Raw genomic sequence first — 17,533 nt, forward strand, 5'->3', positions numbered from 1 at the left:
CCTCACGGTAAATGGGGGGTACCGATCCGGCAACGGTCCTGGGGAAAGGGCACCTGGGACTGGGTATGGTTCACCCGGTCGGTCGTGAGGAGACGAGGGATGGGCGGAATGCGGCGGGTGCTCGCCGTGGCGCTGGCGATGGTGGCCGGGGCCGTCTCGCTGACGGCCTGCGCCTCGGACCCGGCGCCGACCGACGTCGCCGTCGCCTGGGCGCCGAACGGGCGGCCGGCGGTGGTGGTGACCTGGAAGGACACCGCCCAGCCGAACCGGATCACGATCGAGGGCGTGCTCAGCGAGAGCCCGTCGTACGTGAAGTACATCCCGGCCGGCGATCCGAACCGGTGGGAGATCCCGACCTCGGCGTTCCCGCCGGACGGGAACTACAAGATCGCCGTGGCGACCGGGACGTCGCAGGGCGGGGTGACGAGCGATCTGACCAGGTCGCCGGTGTTCGACACCGACGGGCCGGTGCTGCCGACCGCGGCCGCGGTGGCGCCGCAGGGTCGCGGGATCCTGGTCAGGTGGTCGGTGCCGGCCGCGCCGCAGGACTTCACCCCGAACGATCCGCTGGACGTGAAGGGCAACAAGACCCAGCGGTACGTGCCGATGATCGGGCGGCCCGGTCAGATGCTCAAGGTGATCGGCCCGGCGACGACCTCGAACCGGCAGGTGGTCAAGAGCGTCAAACCGCCGTACGTCTTCCAGCTGCGCACCCAGAACGAGTGGAGCACCCGGGCCGGCGGGCAGGTGCTCGGGCTGACCAGTTCGATCAACGCGGCCGTCCCGGCGCTGGCCCAGTTCAGTGTGCCGATCCGGATCCGCGGGCGGGTCATCCTGCACCAGGTCGGCTGCGACCTCGAGTCGCCGTGCACGAGCAAGCGCGCGACGCCGGCCGGCGTACCGGTCGTGGTGCTGACCCAGGTCGCGCCCGGTGCCCGGTGGACGCCGGCCGCGCGCGGGTCGACGACGGGCGGCGGGTACTACGACATCGCGGTGCCGACCGGCGGCAGCCGCCCGTACAAGATCATCGTTCCGGAGTACGTCAAGGGCGGGATGCTGACCGGGACGTCGACCAGCAGGCCGGCGTACACGAAGAGCGTCGTCCGGGTCGCGTCGGCCGGTTTCGCCGGCGGCGACACCGCGGTCGCGCGCGGCTCGACGGTGACCGTGTCGGTGGCGGTGAAGCCGGCCATGAACACGACCGTGATGCTCCAGGCGTGGAACCGGCAGACCCGGCGGTGGGTGGACTCCAAGGCGCTGCCGATGCGCCGCGGCCAGGCGGCGCTGGCGTTCAAGGCGGCGCAGCCGGGCGACTTCGTCTACCGGTTCGTGATTCCCGGCGCGATGATGTTCGGCCGGCCGATGGACGGGACCACCACGCCGCAGCTGGCGCTACACGTCCGCTGACTCGACCGCCGGGGCGACGTCGAGCGCCTCGGTCTGCTCCCGGCGGCGCTTGCGGACCTTGCGGACGACGTACAGCACGACCACCGCGACGCCGACCGCGATCAGCGCGGCGACCGAGACCCGGCCGAAGATCCGGTCGGCGTTGTCGCCGATCTTGTACGCGACGACGCCGATCGTGGTCGCCCAGACGATGCCGCCGGCGGCGTTCGCGGCCAGGAACCGCGGGTAGTGCATCCGCAGCATGCCGGCCATCGGGCCCGCGAAGATCCGCAGCAGGGCGACGAAGCGGCCGAAGAACACCGTCCAGACGCCGTACTTGTGGAAGTACTTCTCGGCCCGCACGATCCGGTCCTCGGAGAAGTGGTGGAAGCGGCGGCCGAGCCGTTCGAACAGCCGGCGGCCGGCCTTGCGCCCGATGAAGTAGCCGATCGAGTCGCCGACGATCGCGCCCACCGCCGCGGCCAGGATCACGAACTCGATCTTCAGATGGTGCTGCTGCGACGCGAGCAGCGCGGCGGCGATCAGCGTGGTCTCACCGGGCAGCGGCACCCCCATGCTCTCCACGCCGATGACAAGTCCGACCACCAGGTACGCCAGGACGGCCACCCCGGACGGGATGGCGATCGCCTGCGCGATCAGCAGAGGTTCCCCCATGCACCCATAGTGACATCGTGGGACAACCGATTTGGTGACCGGGCAACTATCCCCGGGAGATTTCAGGGTTGTGGCCGTTGTCCGACGGCACCTCGGACGGCACCTGGGGCGGCACCTGGGGCGGCACCTGCGGCGCCACCATGGGGACCTCGCCGTTGAACGCCTTGGTGACGTTCTGCAGTGCGGTCGTGACCTCGGAGGGGATCACCCAGAACGTGTTGCCGGGCCCCTTGGCGAGTTCGGGGAGCATCTGCAGGTACTGGTACGCGAGCAGCTTCGGGTCCGGGTCGTTGCGGTGGATCGCCTCGAACACCGTGTCGATCGCCTTTGCCTGCCCCTCTGCGCGCAGGATCGCGGCCTGCCGCTCGCCCTCCGCGGTGAGGATCTTGGACTGCCGCTGGCCTTCGGCGGCCAGGATCGCGGCCCGCTTCTCGCGCTCGGCCCGCATCTGCTTCTCCATCGACTCCTTGATCGACGCCGGCGGCTCGATGCCCTTCAGCTCGACCCGGTTCACCCGGATGCCCCACTTGCCGGACGCCTCGTCGAGGACGCCGCGCAGTGTCGAGTTGATGTGCTCGCGCGAGGTCAGCACCTTCTCCAGGTCCAGCGACCCGATGACGTTGCGCAACGTGGTCACGGTGAGCTGCTCGATCGCCTGGATGTAGTCGAAGATCTCGTACGCCGCCGCGCGCGGATCGGTCACCTGGAAGTACAGCACCGTGTCGATGTGGACGACCAGGTTGTCCTCGGTGATCACCGACCGCGGCTCGAACGAGACCACCTGCTCGCGCAGATCGATCAGATGCCGGGGGCGGTCGACGAACGGGATCACGATGTTCAGCCCGGGTTCGAGCGTGCGCAGGTACCGGCCGAGGCGCTCGACGTTGCTGGCCCGGGCCTGCGGCACGATCCGTACCGTCCGCAGGACCAGGACGACGGCGAGCAGCGCGGCGACCAGTCCGATGATCAGTTCGGCCATGGTTCCTCCTGGGGATGCACGAGGGCGGTGGCCCCCTCGATCGCGAAGACGTCGACCCGGGTGCCCGCGGGGATGTGCAGGTGCGGGTCGTAGGAGCGTGCGCTCCACTCCTCGCCGCCGATCCGGACCAGCCCGGCGTCCCGGTCGCAGGCGGCGAGCACGACGGCCTCCCGGCCGATCAGCGCGGCGACGCCGGTGCGCAGCTTCGGGTGACCGGTCAGGTGCCGGCGCGCGATCGGGCGGACCAGCGTGACCATCGCGGCGGCGGTGACGGTGAACGCCAGCACCTGGAAGCCGATGCCGAGTCCGAGCGCCCCGATTCCGGCCGCGGCGAGCGCGGCGATCGCGAGCAGGAGCAGGTCGAAGGTCGCTGTCATCAACTCGGCCGAGCCGAGGACGGCGGCGACGATCAACCACAGGACCCAGGACTGCATGACGACCACCCGGCGGAGATAACCCTCTGCTTCGAAGGTACTCCTGGATACGCCCGGAGGCAGCTAACGGTTCAGTCGCCCTTCGGGGCCTTCCCGATCGGTACGACGGCGATCAGCGAGCTGACCTGGCGCGCACCGGCCGGATGATCGGCCTGCGTCCGGTTCTCCTTGTACCGGTCGACCAGGTCGTTGAGTTCCTTGCCGAACCGCTGGGCTTCCTCGTGGGTCAGCCACAACCGGGAGCGGCTCAGCGAGCTGACGTCGTCCCACGGATCGTCCTCGGCCATCTCCGCGAACTGCTCGAGGACCCCGTCCACGGCGGTCCGCATGATCGCCTGGCCCGCCAGTCGCCCGGCGCCGCCGCTCTGCGAGTCGATCCGCAGGCTCGCCGCCCGGGCCCGCCACGGCCGTTCGCGGCCGTCGGCGGTCTCTTCGGCGCGCTCGATGATGCCCCACTTCTCCAGCGCGCGGAGGTGGTAGCTCATCGCCGACGGCGTCAGCCCGGCGATCTCGGCGCACTCGGTCGCGGTCAGCACCTGGCCGTTGTAGAGCTCGTCGATGACCCGCTGCCGCGCCGGGTGCGCCAGGGCGCGGATCGCGTGCGGATCGGTGATCACCACCGCGGGCTTCTGCTTGGCCACGACGTCAGCGTAGCGAACCCCTTGACGGATGAAAACGTGAAGCATTAACTTCATAACTATGAAGCAAATACTTCAGACCTCGATCTGGTCGCACCGGGACATCCGGCTCGTACTGCCCGCCCGCGCGCTGTCGTTCGCGGGCGACTCCATCGCGCTGATCGCGCTGATGCTGCGCGTCTCCGAAGGTCACGGCCCGGCCGCGATCACCGCCCTGCTGCTCGCGTTCGCCGTGCCGACCGTCGCGATGATTCCGTTCGCCGGGCGGATCGTGGACGGCTTCGACTCGCGGACGGTTCTGGTCTGGTCAGGGCTGCTGCAGGTGGTCGCCGGGGTCGGGCTTGCCCTCGTGCACGACCTGGTCCACACGCTGGCGCTGGTCTGTGTGCTGCAGGTCGGCCAAGCTGTCGCCGGGCCTGCCTGGGGGGCGCTGATCCCGCGGATCGTCGGCGAGGATCTCGTCGGTCGCGCCACCGGGACGAGTCAGGCCCTGATCGGGGTCGCGATGCTGGCGGGTTCGGCGGCCGGTGGTGTGTTGGTGGGCTGGGCCGGGACCCGTGGCGCCCTGCTCGTCGACGCCGGGACCTTCCTGGTCCTGGTGCTCGTCGCCCAACTGGTCCAGACCCGTCGGCGGCCGGAGCCAGGCAGCGCCGACGAGGGCGGCGGGGTGTCGGCCGGCCTGCGCGCGATCTTCGGTGACGACCTGCTGCGCGTTCTCGTGCCGGCGATCTGGCTGTTCGTGGTCGCCGGCGAGGCGGTCAACGTCGTGGAGGTCTTCCTGATCACCGGCGAACTCGGTCTCGGTCCTTCCCTGTACGGCGCGGCGGGCGCGGCGACCGGTGCCGGGGCGATTCTCGGCGCCTGGTATAGCGGCCGGCTGAACGGTGACCGGTCCAGGGCCGCCGGAGTCGTCGTGGGGATGGCGGCCATCGGCGGGTCGAGTGTGCTGATGGGGCTGGCCGGGAACCTCGTCACGCTGATGATCGGCGCCACCGCGATCGGCGTCGGCAGCGGGCTGCTGAACGCGGCCGCCAACGCGCTGGTGGTGACCAGGTCGGCGGAGACGGTCCGCGGCCGGGTGATCGCGGCCCTGAACGGCACGGTCCGGTCGTTCAGCATTCTCGCGATGCTGCTGGGCGGTCTGGCAGGTGCGGTGCTCGGTCCGCGAGGCACGTTCGTGACCTGTGGACTGGCGTGCGCGGCGGCCGCCGCGGTGATCGGCGCCCTCGTCGCCCGGAGCACGGCCGGAACAAAGGATTCGGAGCTGGAGGCGGTCAGTCACTAGCCTTTGGGGCATGACTGATGCACACGTGGACCCGGTGAACCCCGACAGCGGGCAGGACGACCTGCCCGAGCAGATGCGGGTCCGCCGGGAGAAGCGTGACCGGCTGCTGGCCGAAGGAGTGCCGCCGTACCCGATCTCGGTGCCGCGGACGCACCTGCTGAAGGACCTTCGGGCCAAGTACGACGCGCAGGACCTGGAGCCCGACACGCGGACCGGTGAGCAGGTCTCGGTGGCCGGCCGGGTGATCTTCCTGCGCAACACCGGCAAGCTCTGCTTCGTCCGGCTCCGCGAGGGTGACGGGACCGAGCTGCAGGTGATGCTGTCGCTGGCCGACCTCGGCGAGGAGGAGCTGGCCCGGTTCAAGCAGCTCGTCGACATCGGCGACCTGCTGTCGGTCCAGGGGGAGGTGATCACCAGCCGGCGCGGTGAGCTGTCCGTGCAGGCGACCACGTGGCAGATGGCCGCGAAGACGCTCCGCCCGCTGCCGAACGAGCACAAGCCGCTCAGCGAAGAGGCCCGTGTCCGGATGCGGTACGTCGACCTGATCGTGCGGCCCGAGGCGCGCGAGATGGTCCGCGCGAAGGCGGCCGTCCTGAAGGCGCTGCGGGCGACGTACGACGAGCGCGGCTTCGTCGAGGTCGAGACGCCGGTGCTGCAGCTGACCAACGGCGGCGCCGCGGCCCGGCCGTTCTCGACCCACCTGAACGCGTTCGACCAGGAGATGAAGCTGCGGATCGCGCTCGAGCTCGATCTCAAGCGGGCGATGATCGGCGGCGTCGACCGGGTCTACGAGATCGGCCGCACGTTCCGCAACGAGGGGCTGGACTCCACGCACTCGGCGGAATTCTCGATGATCGAGGCGTACGAGGCGTACGGCGATTACGACACGATGGCCGAGCTGATCCAGGAGCTGATCCGGAACGCCGGCCGCGCGATCGGCCGGACGACGGTCACCGGGCGCGACGGATCGGTCATCGACATCGAGCAGCCGTTCCAGCACGCGACGCTTTTCGGGCTGCTCTCGGAAGCGGTCGGGGAGAGTGTCGACGCGAGCACCGACCTGGCGAGTCTGACGAAGTTGGCCGAGCAGCACGACGTCGAGCTGCAGCCGGGCCGGAATGCCGGGGAGATCGCCGTCGACTTGTTCGAGAAGCTCTGCGAGCACACGCTGATCCAGCCCACCTTTGTCCGCGACTATCCGGAGTCGGCGCGGCCGCTGGCGAAGCCGCACCGGGAAATTCCGGGGTTGGTCGAGGCCTGGGACCTGTTCTTCAACGGGGTCGAGCTCGGGGTCGCGTACTCGGAGCTGAACGACCCAGTGATCCAGCGCGATCGCCTGGTGGAGCAGTCGTTGCTGGCCGCCGCGGGCGACCCGGAGGCGATGGATCTCGACGAGGACTTCCTGCGCGCGATGGAATTCGGGATGCCGCCGGCCGGCGGGATGGGGATGGGCCTGGACCGCTTGGTGATGTTGCTCACCGGGACGGGTATCCGGGAGACGATTCTGTTCCCGTTGCTCCGTCCGGAGTGATTCCGGCAATCCCCGTGCAGGTCGTTGCGTAGCACAACGGACGGCCTTCGCAAATCCAGGGTCCGAATTCATTCCGGACGGGCCGGTTCGAACCGGGCGAATACTCAAGGTAACCGAGGATGCGCAGCGTCGATGAATGACAAGTGCCTGGTTTGTGCGGTACAAATCAGGTGCTAACAATTCGGCAGGGGGATTGTGCCCGATGGCGGGCGCGGAAAGGTTGTCATCGATGGCGCAAAGGGTGCAGGTGGTTCTCGAGGACGATCTCGACGGCGGTAAGGCCGACGAGACCGTGACCTTCGGGCTGGATGGAACGACGTACGAGATCGACCTGTCCAAGAAGAATGCCGCCAAACTGCGCGACGCCCTCGCCGCGTATGTCGGCTCCGGCCGCCGGGTGGCCGGCCGCCGCGGCGCGACCGGCCGGGCGCGGGGCCGTGGCCGGTCGGCCTCGGACTCCGCGGACATCCGGGCCTGGGCGAAGGAGAACGGCTACGAGGTCAGCGAGCGCGGCCGGATCTCGGCCGAGGTGCGCGCGGCGTACAACGAAGCCAAGTAATTTCCAGCTGCCGCCGGTCCCGGCACCCGCTTCGGGTGTCGGGACCGTCCGCATTCCGGTTGTTTCACAGAGTGGGACACGGCGTGTCGGATGCGATTGCTGAGTCGGCAGGTAGTTCGGCGGAATTCGCTGGTGGCGAACAAGCTGTCGGATCGCGGTGAACCGGGAACACGCTGGTGATCAGTGCGGTTGTTCCCTTGTGATGCCGACCTGAGGGCCGATGGACGCGTGATCGGGTGTTCGCCGAGAGCGAGCCTGTCGGCACCGGGGACTAGCATGCATGTACGGGGGTCGGCCACCACGGCACGTCCGACTCCTCTGAGGCAAGGAGCGCTTTGGCGATGTTTGAACGATTTACGGACCGCGCCCGTCGGGTAGTCGTCCTGGCACAGGAAGAGGCCAGGATGCTCAGCCACAACTACATCGGGACCGAGCACATCCTGCTCGGCCTGATCCACGAGGGTGAGGGTGTCGCCGCCAAGGCTCTCGAGAGCCTGGGTATCTCGCTCGAGGCCGTTCGTTCCCAGGTCGAGGAGATCATCGGCCAGGGGCAGCAGGCACCGAGCGGGCACATCCCGTTCACCCCCCGCGCCAAGAAGGTGCTGGAGCTCTCCCTGCGTGAGGCCCTGCAGTTGGGCCACAACTACATCGGCACCGAGCACATCCTGCTCGGCCTCATCCGCGAGGGTGAGGGTGTCGCCGCGCAGGTCCTGGTCAAGCTCGGTGCGGACCTGAACAAGGTCCGGCAGCAGGTCATCCAGCTGCTGAGCGGATACCAGGGCAAGGAGACCACCGCCGCCGGCGGTGCGCCCACCGAGGGCGCGCCCAGCAGCTCCCTGGTGCTCGACCAGTTCGGCCGGAACTACACCCAGTCCGCTCGTGAGGCGAAGCTCGACCCGGTGATCGGGCGCGAGACCGAGATCGAGCGGGTCATGCAGGTGCTGTCCCGGCGGACCAAGAACAACCCTGTCCTGATCGGTGAGCCGGGCGTCGGCAAGACCGCCATCGTGGAGGGTCTGGCCCAGCAGATCGTCCGCGGTGATGTCCCGGAGACGCTGAAGGACAAGCAGATCTACTCCCTCGACCTGGGCGCCCTGGTGGCCGGTTCGCGCTACCGCGGCGATTTCGAGGAGCGCCTGAAGAAGGTGCTGAAGGAGATCCGCACCCGCGGCGACATCGTGCTGTTCATCGACGAGATCCACACCCTCGTCGGGGCCGGTGCGGCCGAGGGCGCGATCGACGCGGCGAGCATCCTGAAGCCGATGCTGGCCCGCGGTGAGCTGCAGACCATCGGCGCCACCACCCTCGACGAGTACCGCAAGTACGTCGAGAAGGACGCCGCGCTGGAGCGCCGTTTCCAGCCGATCCAGGTGGCCGAGCCCTCGATCGCGCACACGATCGAGATCCTCAAGGGCCTCCGCGACCGGTACGAGGCGCACCACCGGGTGACGATCACCGACGCCGCGCTGGTGAACGCCGCGCAGATGGCCGACCGGTACATCTCGGACCGGTTCCTGCCGGACAAGGCGATCGACCTGATCGACGAGGCCGGCGCCCGGCTCCGGATCCGCCGGATGACCGCGCCGCCGGACCTGCGCGAGTTCGACGAGAAGATCGCGACCGTGCGCCGGGAGAAGGAATCGGCGATCGACGCGCAGGACTTCGAGCGCGCCGCGCGGCTGCGCGACGACGAGAAGAAGCTGATCAACGCGAAGTCCGAGCGTGAGAAGCAGTGGAAGGCCGGCGACATGGACGTCGTCGCCGAGGTCGACGAGGAGCTGATCGCCGAGGTGCTCAGCACCGCGACCGGCATCCCGGTGTTCAAGCTGACCGAGGAGGAGTCCTCGCGGCTGCTGGACATGGAGAAGGAGCTGCACAAGCGCTACATCGGCCAGGAAGACGCGGTCAAGGCGCTGTCCCGCTCGATCCGGCGGACTCGCGCCGGCCTGAAGGACCCGCGTCGCCCGAGCGGCTCGTTCATCTTCGCCGGCCCGTCCGGTGTCGGTAAGACCGAGCTGTCGAAGGCGCTGACCGAGTTCCTGTTCGGCGACGAGAACGCGCTGATCAGCCTCGACATGTCGGAGTACTCGGAGAAGCACACGGCCTCCCGGCTGTTCGGTTCGCCTCCTGGCTACGTCGGCTACGAAGAGGGTGGCCAGCTGACCGAGAAGGTGCGCCGCAAGCCGTTCAGCGTGGTGCTGTTCGACGAGGTCGAGAAGGCCCACCCGGACATCTTCAACTCGCTGCTGCAGATCCTGGACGAGGGTCGTCTGACCGACGCCCAGGGCCGCGTGGTCGACTTCAAGAACACCGTGATCATCATGACCACCAACCTGGGCACGAAGGACATCGCGAAGTCGGTCTCCCTCGGCTTCTCCCAGGCGAACGACGTCGCGGGTTCGTACGAGAAGATGAAGGCGAAGGTCACCGAGGAGCTGAAGCAGCACTTCCGGCCGGAGTTCCTGAACCGCGTGGACGAGATCGTCGTCTTCCACCAGCACACGATGGACGACATCGTCCGGATCGTGGACCTGATGGTGGCGCAGATCGAGCAGCGCCTGAAGGACAAGGACATGGGCATCGAGCTCACGCCGGCGGCGAAGGAACTCGTCGCGAAGCGCGGCTTCGACCCGGTCCTGGGCGCCCGCCCGCTGCGCCGCGCACTGCAGCGCGACGTGGAGGACGTGCTGGCCGAGAAGATCCTGTTCGGGGACCTGCGTCCCGGCCAGATCGTGCTCGTCGATGCCGCGCCGGAAGGTACGGTCAACGACGACGGCCTGACCGAGTACTTCACCTTCACCGGTAACCAGAAGTCCTCGACGTCCGACCTGGAGCTCACCGACCTGACCACCGGCGGCTCCACCGGCAGCACCGGTCTCCAGGACACCTAACCCCACACCGACCACCACACGAGACGCTCGGACGGCACCCCCGCCCGAGCGTCTCGCACGTCCACACCCGCTCGCCGAGGCGTGGCGAATGGCTCGGCGGCGCGGGGGGTCGCCGATTGCCACGACTCGGCGAGCGCGGGGCGGGGGCGGGGGTGAGTGGGGGCGGAGCGGTGGTGGAGTACTGCGGTGGGGTCCGGCGTACGGAAGACACGCCTGAGTTGCGTGGATGCTACTGATTGGTCGTATCGTCCTGCGGAGCGTGATCATTTCGGTGCCCAGATGGCTTCCGTCTGCCTTCGGTTCGATGGGAAGATCGCGCGACTGCTGATGAAGCAGTTACCTACCGCCTGTCTACCGCGTTGTTAACCCTGTGAGCACGCTGTTCGGACCCGGACTGTCGGAAAGGGGGCCGGGAATGGAATCATCTCGTCGCATGGACGCGCCGCGTCTGCCGCTGACCCAGGAACCGGTCGCCGACACCGGTTCCTTTGGCGTGCGGCAGGCGGGCGGGGTGCTCGAGCGGGCCCAGCGGATCGCCGACACACTCCGCGAGCAGGCCGAGCACGAGAACGATCTCGCCCGCGACGAGGCGAGCCGGACCCGCACCGAGACCGAGCGGCTGAAGGCCGACGCCGAGGCCGCCGCGAAGAAGCTCCGGACCGACGCGATGACGGCCGCCCAGCGCGTCCTGAACGACGCCGAGCGGGCCGCCGAGCAACTCCGTGCCGAGTCCACCACCGACGCCGAGCGGGTCCGCTCCGAGGCCGAGGAAGCCGCGGACCGGCTCCGCGCCGAGTCCACCGCCGACGCCGAGCGGGTCCGGCGGGATGCCGCCGCCGCGGCCGAGAAGCTGACCTCCGAGGCGACCGCCGAGGCCGAGCGGGTGCGCCGGGAGGCGGCCGCGATCGCGGAGCGGCTGAAGGTCGAGTCGGAGTCCGCCGCCGAGCAGCTCCGGGCGATGGTCGCCGACGAGGTGGCCCGGCGCCGCGCCGACTCGGAGCAGGCGGCCGACCGGCTGCGCGCCGAGAGCGAGGCGACCGCCGAGAAGCTGCGGGTCGAGTCCCAGGCGGCGGCGGACCGGCGGCTCGCGGCCGCCGAGAGCGAGGCCGCCCGGCTGCGGGAGGAGGCCGACGACCTGCTCGAAGAGGCCCAGCTGGCCCGCGAGTCGGCGCAGGCGATGGTCGACCGGGCCGGTCGGGAGGCGCAGCAACTGGTCGCCGACGCCGGTGAGCAGGCCGCCCTGGTGTCCCAGGCCGCCGTCCGCAACGAGGCCGATCTGATCGCCCGGGCCGAGACCGAGGCGAGCGAGCTGCGGGCCGCGGTCGAGCGCGAGGTCGAGACGGCTCGCGAGCGGTCCCGCGTCGAGATCGCCGAGGCCCATGCCGAGCTCGAGCGGCTGCGCGGCGAGAACCGCACCGAGCTGGAACGCCGGACGGCGGAGCTGGAGGAGACCGAGCGGGCCAAGCTGGCCGCGATCTCGCTGGAGATCGACAAGCTGCGGGCCGAGGCGGTCGCGGAGATCGCCGAGCGCAAGGCCGAGACCGAGGCCGGCAACGAGCGGCTGATGGCCGACGCCCGGGCCCAGGCCAAGCTCGTCGTGGACTCGATCGAGGCGGACCGCCGGACGGCCGCGGCCGAGGCGCACCGGATCGTCGAGGAGGCGAACAAGGCGGCCGAGGCGGCGCTGGCCGAGGCCGAGAAGCAGACGCTGTGGAGCCGGAAGACCGTCGACGATCTGATCGCCGCCGCGGAGTCCGAGGCGCAGTCGATCCGCGGGCAGGCCGCCGCCGACGCGGACAAGTACCTGAAGCAGAAGCGCGCGCACCTGCGGCGCGTGGTCGGCCGGTCGACCAGCCGGCTCAAGCAGACCCAGGAAGCGATCGCCCGGGAGAACGCCGAGCTGACCCAGCTCGCCGAGACCACGCTGTACTCGGCCGGCGAGCAGGCCGAGTCGACGCTGGCCTCGGCCAAGCAGGAGGCCGAGAAGGTCACTTCCCAGGCGCAGGCCCGGGCGGACCGGCTGCGGACGTCCGCCGCGCAGGACGCGCAGGAGATCATCGAGCGGGCGAACCGCCGTGAGGCCGAGGCGGAGGCGAGCACCCAGGTCCTGCGGGAGCGCGCCGCCAACGACCTGTCCGCGGCGCAGCGCCAGTCGCACGAGCTGATCCGCAAGTCCCGCGCCGAGGCCCAGCAGCTCGAGGCCCAGGCCCGCGAGCACGCCGACACCCTGCGTGCCCAGGCCCGAAAACTTCTCGCCGACGCCGAGGCGAGGGTCGCGGCGCTGAACCAGCGCCGTGATGAGATCACCAAGGAGCTCACCCAGCTTTCGGGTGTGATCGAGGCACTCGCTGTACCGGGGTTCCGCCCAGGTGGTGGAATGTCTTCCAGTGAGGGTTCCACGGGGGAATCAGGATGAGGACGTGACAGTCAGATCCTTGTCAGTGACAATGTGTGATCCACCCACCCATCGAAGTGAGCATCGGAAAACATGAGCAGTGAAAGCCCAACCCCGTTCCGTACCGTTCTGCGTGGCTACGAGCCTGCCCAGGTGGATCAGCACATCCGTGAGCTGACCACCTCCCTGACCGCGTTGCAGCAGCAGTCCGAGCAGCTGCAGCGGCACGTCCAGGAGCTGCAGTCCCGCACGGACGCTGCGGAGGCGGCCGTCATCTCCGCCCAGGAGGACTCCAAGGACCGCACGCCGACGTTCACCGAGTTCGGCGAGCGGGTCGCGAAGATCCTGTCGCTGGCCGACGACGAGGCCCGCGACCTGGTGACCCGCGCCCGCACCGACGCGGAGGCGATCGTCGCCGACGGTGAGGCGCACGCGAAGAAGGTCCGCAAGGAGGCCGAGCAGTACTCCCTGGACTGGAAGAGCGAGGTCGACGCCGAGGCTGCCCGCATCCTCGAGGAAGCCCGGACCCAGGCCGACGACATGCGCGACGAGGCCGAGCGCGACGCGACCGCGCGCCGCAGCGAGGCCCAGGCGCTGTACGAGCAGGAGCGGGCCAAGTCCGCTCAGGCCGCGGCCGCCTTCGAGACCACCCTGGCCGAGCGCCGGGGCAAGGTCGAGCAGGAGTTCGCCGCCCGCACGGCGCTGGCCGAGCAGCAGCTGGCCGCCGTCACCGACCGCGCCGCGCAGGTGCAGCGGGAGGCCGACCGGTCGCGTTCCGAGGCCGAGCGGCTGTCCCAGCAGCAGCTGGCCGACGCGAACCGGCAGGCCCAGGAGATCGTCGCCGCCGCGAAGGACAAGGCCGAGCGGATCCGTGCCGAGTCCGAGCGTGAGCTCGCGGCCGCGACGCAGCGCCGGGACAGCATCAACGCGCAGCTGACCAACGTCCGCCAGATGCTGGCGACGCTGTCCGGCCAGCCGGCGATGCCGCTCGACCTGCTGGCCGACGACGAGCAGGACGCCACCACCGGCAGCAAGAAGAACTGAAGTACCACCATTCAAGAAGCCGGCTCGAGACCTTCGAGCCGGCTTCTTGGTGTGTCAGCCCGGCAGGCGGTAGCGACCGCGTGCGAGGGGCTCGACGAGGCCGTCGGCAACCAGTCCGTCGAGGGCGCGTTCGCGCTGGGCGGCGTCGGGCCAGGAAGCGTCCAGGTTGGACTTCGGTACCGGCGCCGACGCGGACCGCAGGACGGCCAGGAGCCGGCCGCGGGCCTGGCGGTCGGTGCCTTCGTACGTCTGGCCGCGCCGCGGCGGGCCGTCGTACGGCGGGCTTCCGGCGAGGACCCAGGCGCACCGGGACCGGATCGGGCAGTCGGCACAGCGCGGCGTCCGGGCGGTGCAGACGAGAGCGCCGAGCTCCATCGACGCCACCGCCCACCGGGCTGCTGTGGTCCGGTCGGCGGGCAGGGCGCTGACGGCGAGCCGCTGGTCGGCCGCGGTGGGGGAGATGCTCGGCTGGGCGACGCCGGTCAGGGCCCGGGCGAGGACCCGGCGGACGTTCGTGTCGACGACCGCGTGCCGTTGACCGAACGCGAAGGACGCGATCGCGGCGGCCGTGTAGGTCCCGACTCCGGGCAGTGCGAGCAGGGCGTCGTGGTCGTCCGGCACTTCACCGCCGTGACGCTCCACAATCGCCTGAGCGGCCGCGTGCAGGCGCAGGGCGCGCCTGGGGTACCCGAGCCGGTCCCAGGCCCGCACAGCCTCACCAGGAGCCTCTGCGGCCAGGTCCACCGGCTTCGGCCACCGCTCCAGCCAGCGCCGGTACGCCGGCAGCACCCGGTTCACCGGTGTCTGCTGCAGCATGAACTCGCTGACCATCACGGCCCACGCGCCGGCGCTGGGCTCCCGCCACGGCAGATCCCGCGCGTTCGCGTCGTACCAGCTCAGCACTGGGTCATGGATGGCCAACGGCGAGCCTGAGTGGTCCTGCACAAGGCCGATATTAGAGTGCGCTTATGAGCAGCCTGCTCCGTCCGGTCGGGCACCTGCCCGCCAGCGTCTACTGGTTCCGGCGCGGACTTGTGCTCGCGGTCGTCGTCGTCCTTGTCATCCTGATCTCCCGGCTGTTCGCCGGCGGTGGCGACGACACCAAGAACGCCGCCTCGTCGGACCCGCAACCGAACCCGACCGGCGCCGCGCCGGTCTCCACCCCGACGCCGACCCCGAGCACCGGGCAGAGCACCGGGCAGAGCACGGGGTCCGGGACGACGACGGCGTCCCCGACGCCGAAGCCGACGAAGACCACGCCGCGCGGCGACCAGCCCTGTGAGGGCTCGGACCTGACCGTCGCGGCCCTGCCCGCGAACCGGAAGATCGTCTCCGGCTCGGTGCTGAACTTCGTCGTCCAGCTGAACCCGGTCGACGAGGGCTGCAAGGCGACCGTCAACGCCGACAAGCTGACGGTCACGGTGACGTCCGGCCAGGACCTGATCTGGAGCACAACCCAGTGCGACAAGGTGATCCAGACCGCCACCCTCGTCGTTGCCAAGGGCAAACAAGCGGCCGTCACCGTGCCCTGGAACGGACGTCGGTCCAGGCCTGGCTGTCTGCCGGGTCAACCGGTCGCCAAGCCCGGAACCTATGTCGTCAAGGCCGAGTACGACGGCCGCTTGTCGAGCCTGCAGGCGTTTCAGGTGGTCTGATCAGCCGGCTGGGCCGACTCGGCGGGCTGCTTCTTCAGGTGGCTGGGCGCGGTGAACATCAATGCGGCGGCCAGGCCGATCAGCAGCACGAGTGCCGGCAGCACCAGTGACTGTGCCATCGCGTCGCTGAACCCGGGCCGGATGATCGCGGGCAGCTGTCCGGCCGAGAACCCTTCGCCCGCGGGTGTCCCGCCGACCGCCGCCGGCAGGTTGTGCGCCAGCCGCGACTCCATCAGTACGGCGATGCTCGCGCTGCCCAGCACCGCGCCGACCTGCCGGGTCGTGTTGTAGACGCCGGCCCCGGCGCCGGCCTGGTGCAGCGGGAGGTTCCGCGTGGCCGTCGTACCGATCGGCGCCCACATGAAGCCGTTGGCGACACCCAGCAGCGCGATCGGCAGCAGCAGTTCCCAGATCGGCATGTCGGGCTCGATCACCTGGCTCATCCAGAACAGCGACGTCGAGCAGCACAGCAGCCCGAACCCGGCGATGAACCGCGGCGGCGTCCGGTCGACCAGCCGCCCGACGAACGGCGCCAGCGCACCCGAGATGACCGCCATCGGGACCAGCAGCAGCGCCGACCGGGTGGGGGTCAGGCCGCGAACCGCCTGTGCCCACAGCATCAACGGGAACGCCATCGCCGTGATCGCGAACCCGACCGTGGTGATCGCGACGTTCGCCAGCGAGAAGTTCCGGTCCTTGAAGAGGCCGAGCGGGAGCAGCGGCTCGCCCCGGGTGCGGGACTGCCAGAACACGAAGGCCGCCAGGACGACCAGCCCGGCGATGATCAGCGACCACACCGTGATCGGGCCCTTGATCTGGCCCCAGTCGTACTTCTGCCCCTCCTGGATGCCGAACACCAGCAGGAACAACCCGACCGCGCTGAGCACGACGCCGATCAGGTCGAACTTGTGCTCGTGCGTCGGCAGGTCCGGCACCAGGCGCATCGCCAGCACGAACCCGACCACACCGACCGGCGCGTTGATGAAGAAGATCCACTGCCAGCCGAGGCTGTCGACGAGTACGCCGCCGAGGATCGGGCCGACCAGGGTGGCGACGCCGGCGGTCGCGCCCCACAGGCTCATCGCCCGGCCGCGCTGGTCCGGCGGGAAGATCCGGGTGATCACCGCCATCGTCTGCGGCGTCATCATCGAGGCGCCGAGGCCCTGGAACACGCGGGCCACGATCAGCAGCTCGATGGTGTTCGTCAGGCCGCACCACACCGACGCCAGCGTGAACAGCGCCAGCCCGGTCAGGTACAGCTTCTTCGGGCCGACCCGGTCGCCCAGCCGGCCGGTGATCAGCAGCGGTACGGCGTACGCGAGCAGGTACGCGCTGGTGACCCAGACGACCGTGCCGACGTCGGAGCCGAAGTCCTCGAGGATCGCCGGGGTCGCGACCGAGACGATGGTGGAGTCGACCAGGATCATGAAGAAGCCGAGCACCAGCGCCCACAACGCCGGCCACGGCCGGATTTCGGGCTTCACTGAGTCTTGCGGGATAGCCATTCCAAGTCCTTGCTCTCGATGCGTTCGACGGTGCCGGCGAGCCACTCGCGCTCGGCCGCGATCTGGCCCCGGACGTAGTCCGCGGCCATCCAGTACCGCTCCGGTACGCCGGAGGACCGCGCGAGGCCGATCGCCTCGTCGACATCGGCCAGCCAGCGGTCCAGGTCCTCGACCCGCCGGCGCAGCCGCAGCACCGCGTCGTCGGCCTCCAGGTTGTGTGCCTCGCTCAGTACCACCGGGAACAGCGGGTATTCGTAGACGAAGCTCTCCAGCCCGCTCTCCACCCGGCGGGTGAGCGCCGCGTTCCCCTCCGGGGTGATCTCGTACGTCGTCCGTTCCGGGCGGTTCCCGGCGCGCTCGGTGCCGGTCGCGCGGACGTACTGCTGCCCGGCCAGCCGCTCGACCGTGTGGTAGAGCGAGCCGGGCCGGACCTTGACGATCCGGTTGTTGTGGCGGCTCAGCAGCAGTTGGTACATCTCGTACGCGTGCATCGGCCGCTCGTTCAGCAGCGCCAGCACGGAGATCGCCAACGGAGTCAGCTCGGGCATTATCCTCC

General features: G+C 69.9%; 15 protein-coding genes. 8 read left to right on the top strand and 7 right to left on the bottom strand.

The genetic code is table 11. The annotated features are described in order from the left end of the window. Positions 1 to 99: 99 nt before the first annotated feature. Complete coding sequence (locus tag ACWEOO_RS16765) at positions 100 to 1,407, top strand: hypothetical protein (protein WP_452143717.1); 1,308 nt, start codon at positions 100 to 102, stop codon at positions 1,405 to 1,407. On the opposite strand, the gene ACWEOO_RS16770 is transcribed toward ACWEOO_RS16765, so the two are convergent. The 4 genes from ACWEOO_RS16770 to ACWEOO_RS16785 form a co-directional block, all read right to left on the bottom strand. Then, positions 1,393 to 2,061 (bottom strand): DedA family protein, encoded by a 669-nt coding sequence (locus ACWEOO_RS16770; RefSeq protein WP_452143718.1) that lies wholly within the window; start codon positions 2,059 to 2,061, stop codon positions 1,393 to 1,395. The genes ACWEOO_RS16765 and ACWEOO_RS16770 overlap by 15 nt on opposite strands. 46 nt (positions 2,062 to 2,107) lie before the next feature. Then, positions 2,108 to 3,040 (bottom strand): SPFH domain-containing protein, encoded by a 933-nt coding sequence (locus ACWEOO_RS16775; RefSeq protein WP_452143719.1) that lies wholly within the window; start codon positions 3,038 to 3,040, stop codon positions 2,108 to 2,110. Then, positions 3,028 to 3,474, bottom strand: a complete 447-nt coding sequence (locus ACWEOO_RS16780) for an NfeD family protein (RefSeq protein ID WP_452143720.1) — start codon at positions 3,472 to 3,474, stop codon at positions 3,028 to 3,030. Before ACWEOO_RS16780 ends, ACWEOO_RS16775 begins: the two co-directional genes overlap by 13 nt. Positions 3,475 to 3,545: 71 nt before the next feature. Continuing rightward, a complete protein-coding gene (locus tag ACWEOO_RS16785; protein ID WP_452143721.1) occupies positions 3,546 to 4,115 on the bottom strand; it encodes a helix-turn-helix domain-containing protein in 570 nt (189 codons plus the stop codon). Positions 4,116 to 4,173: 58 nt separating this feature from the next. Here ACWEOO_RS16785 and ACWEOO_RS16790 point away from each other — a divergent pair, with 58 nt between their 5' ends. From ACWEOO_RS16790 to ACWEOO_RS16815, 6 genes are all read left to right on the top strand, one after another. Continuing rightward, the gene (locus ACWEOO_RS16790; protein WP_452143722.1) at positions 4,174 to 5,397 is read left to right on the top strand and encodes an MFS transporter; all 1,224 of its coding nucleotides are present in this window, start codon (positions 4,174 to 4,176) and stop codon (positions 5,395 to 5,397) included. Positions 5,398 to 5,407: 10 nt separating this feature from the next. Next, complete coding sequence (gene lysS / locus ACWEOO_RS16795) at positions 5,408 to 6,928, top strand: lysine--tRNA ligase (protein WP_452143723.1); 1,521 nt, start codon at positions 5,408 to 5,410, stop codon at positions 6,926 to 6,928. A 229-nt stretch (positions 6,929 to 7,157) separates the two neighbouring features. Further along, entirely contained in the window at positions 7,158 to 7,487 is a 330-nt protein-coding gene (locus ACWEOO_RS16800; protein ID WP_355694755.1) for a histone-like nucleoid-structuring protein Lsr2, read from the top strand. 341 nt (positions 7,488 to 7,828) lie between these two features. Beyond that, complete coding sequence (locus ACWEOO_RS16805) at positions 7,829 to 10,378, top strand: ATP-dependent Clp protease ATP-binding subunit (RefSeq protein ID WP_359931982.1); 2,550 nt, start codon at positions 7,829 to 7,831, stop codon at positions 10,376 to 10,378. A 433-nt stretch (positions 10,379 to 10,811) separates the two neighbouring features. Beyond that, positions 10,812 to 12,794: a kinetoplast-associated-like protein gene (locus ACWEOO_RS16810; RefSeq protein WP_452143724.1), complete on the top strand. Its 1,983-nt coding sequence runs from the start codon at positions 10,812 to 10,814 to the stop codon at positions 12,792 to 12,794. Between the two features lie 72 nt (positions 12,795 to 12,866). Further along, entirely contained in the window at positions 12,867 to 13,817 is a 951-nt protein-coding gene (locus ACWEOO_RS16815; RefSeq protein ID WP_452143725.1) for a DivIVA domain-containing protein, read from the top strand. Positions 13,818 to 13,871: 54 nt separating this feature from the next. Here ACWEOO_RS16815 and ACWEOO_RS16820 read toward each other — a convergent pair whose 3' ends face one another. Further along, positions 13,872 to 14,762, bottom strand: coding sequence for an A/G-specific adenine glycosylase (locus ACWEOO_RS16820; protein WP_452143726.1), 891 nt, complete (start codon positions 14,760 to 14,762; stop codon positions 13,872 to 13,874). Between the two features lie 23 nt (positions 14,763 to 14,785). Here ACWEOO_RS16820 and ACWEOO_RS16825 point away from each other — a divergent pair, with 23 nt between their 5' ends. Further along, positions 14,786 to 15,472 (top strand): hypothetical protein, encoded by a 687-nt coding sequence (locus tag ACWEOO_RS16825; RefSeq protein WP_452143727.1) that lies wholly within the window; start codon positions 14,786 to 14,788, stop codon positions 15,470 to 15,472. Here the strand turns inward: ACWEOO_RS16825 and ACWEOO_RS16830 are convergent. Together ACWEOO_RS16830 and ACWEOO_RS16835 are read right to left on the bottom strand one after the other, a co-directional pair. Beyond that, complete coding sequence (locus ACWEOO_RS16830) at positions 15,460 to 16,977, bottom strand: DHA2 family efflux MFS transporter permease subunit (RefSeq protein ID WP_452143728.1); 1,518 nt, start codon at positions 16,975 to 16,977, stop codon at positions 15,460 to 15,462. The two genes, ACWEOO_RS16825 and ACWEOO_RS16830, sit on opposite strands and share 13 nt — an antisense overlap. Then, positions 16,953 to 17,525 carry a PadR family transcriptional regulator gene (locus tag ACWEOO_RS16835; protein ID WP_452143729.1) on the bottom strand — a complete coding sequence of 191 codons (573 nt, stop codon included), beginning with the start codon at positions 17,523 to 17,525 and terminating at the stop codon, positions 16,953 to 16,955. Before ACWEOO_RS16835 ends, ACWEOO_RS16830 begins: the two co-directional genes overlap by 25 nt. Between the last annotated feature and the right edge of the window lie 8 nt (positions 17,526 to 17,533).

This window comes from Kribbella sp. NPDC004138, assembly GCF_053603655.1.

Excerpts from the sequence above, each read along its gene's own strand:
- ACWEOO_RS16765 (WP_452143717.1), top strand. The coding sequence starts at position 100 with ATGGGCGGAATGCGGCGGGTGCTCGCCGTGGCGCTGGCGATGGTGGCC.
- ACWEOO_RS16770 (WP_452143718.1), bottom strand. The coding sequence starts at position 2,061 with ATGGGGGAACCTCTGCTGATCGCGCAGGCGATCGCCATCCCGTCCGGG.
- ACWEOO_RS16775 (WP_452143719.1), bottom strand. The coding sequence starts at position 3,040 with ATGGCCGAACTGATCATCGGACTGGTCGCCGCGCTGCTCGCCGTCGTC.
- ACWEOO_RS16780 (WP_452143720.1), bottom strand. The coding sequence starts at position 3,474 with ATGCAGTCCTGGGTCCTGTGGTTGATCGTCGCCGCCGTCCTCGGCTCG.
- ACWEOO_RS16790 (WP_452143722.1), top strand. The coding sequence starts at position 4,174 with ATGAAGCAAATACTTCAGACCTCGATCTGGTCGCACCGGGACATCCGG.
- lysS (WP_452143723.1), top strand. The coding sequence starts at position 5,408 with ATGACTGATGCACACGTGGACCCGGTGAACCCCGACAGCGGGCAGGAC.
- ACWEOO_RS16800 (WP_355694755.1), top strand. The coding sequence starts at position 7,158 with ATGGCGCAAAGGGTGCAGGTGGTTCTCGAGGACGATCTCGACGGCGGT.
- ACWEOO_RS16805 (WP_359931982.1), top strand. The coding sequence starts at position 7,829 with ATGTTTGAACGATTTACGGACCGCGCCCGTCGGGTAGTCGTCCTGGCA.
- ACWEOO_RS16810 (WP_452143724.1), top strand. The coding sequence starts at position 10,812 with ATGGACGCGCCGCGTCTGCCGCTGACCCAGGAACCGGTCGCCGACACC.
- ACWEOO_RS16815 (WP_452143725.1), top strand. The coding sequence starts at position 12,867 with ATGAGCAGTGAAAGCCCAACCCCGTTCCGTACCGTTCTGCGTGGCTAC.
- ACWEOO_RS16825 (WP_452143727.1), top strand. The coding sequence starts at position 14,786 with ATGAGCAGCCTGCTCCGTCCGGTCGGGCACCTGCCCGCCAGCGTCTAC.
- ACWEOO_RS16830 (WP_452143728.1), bottom strand. The coding sequence starts at position 16,977 with ATGGCTATCCCGCAAGACTCAGTGAAGCCCGAAATCCGGCCGTGGCCG.
- ACWEOO_RS16835 (WP_452143729.1), bottom strand. The coding sequence starts at position 17,525 with ATGCCCGAGCTGACTCCGTTGGCGATCTCCGTGCTGGCGCTGCTGAAC.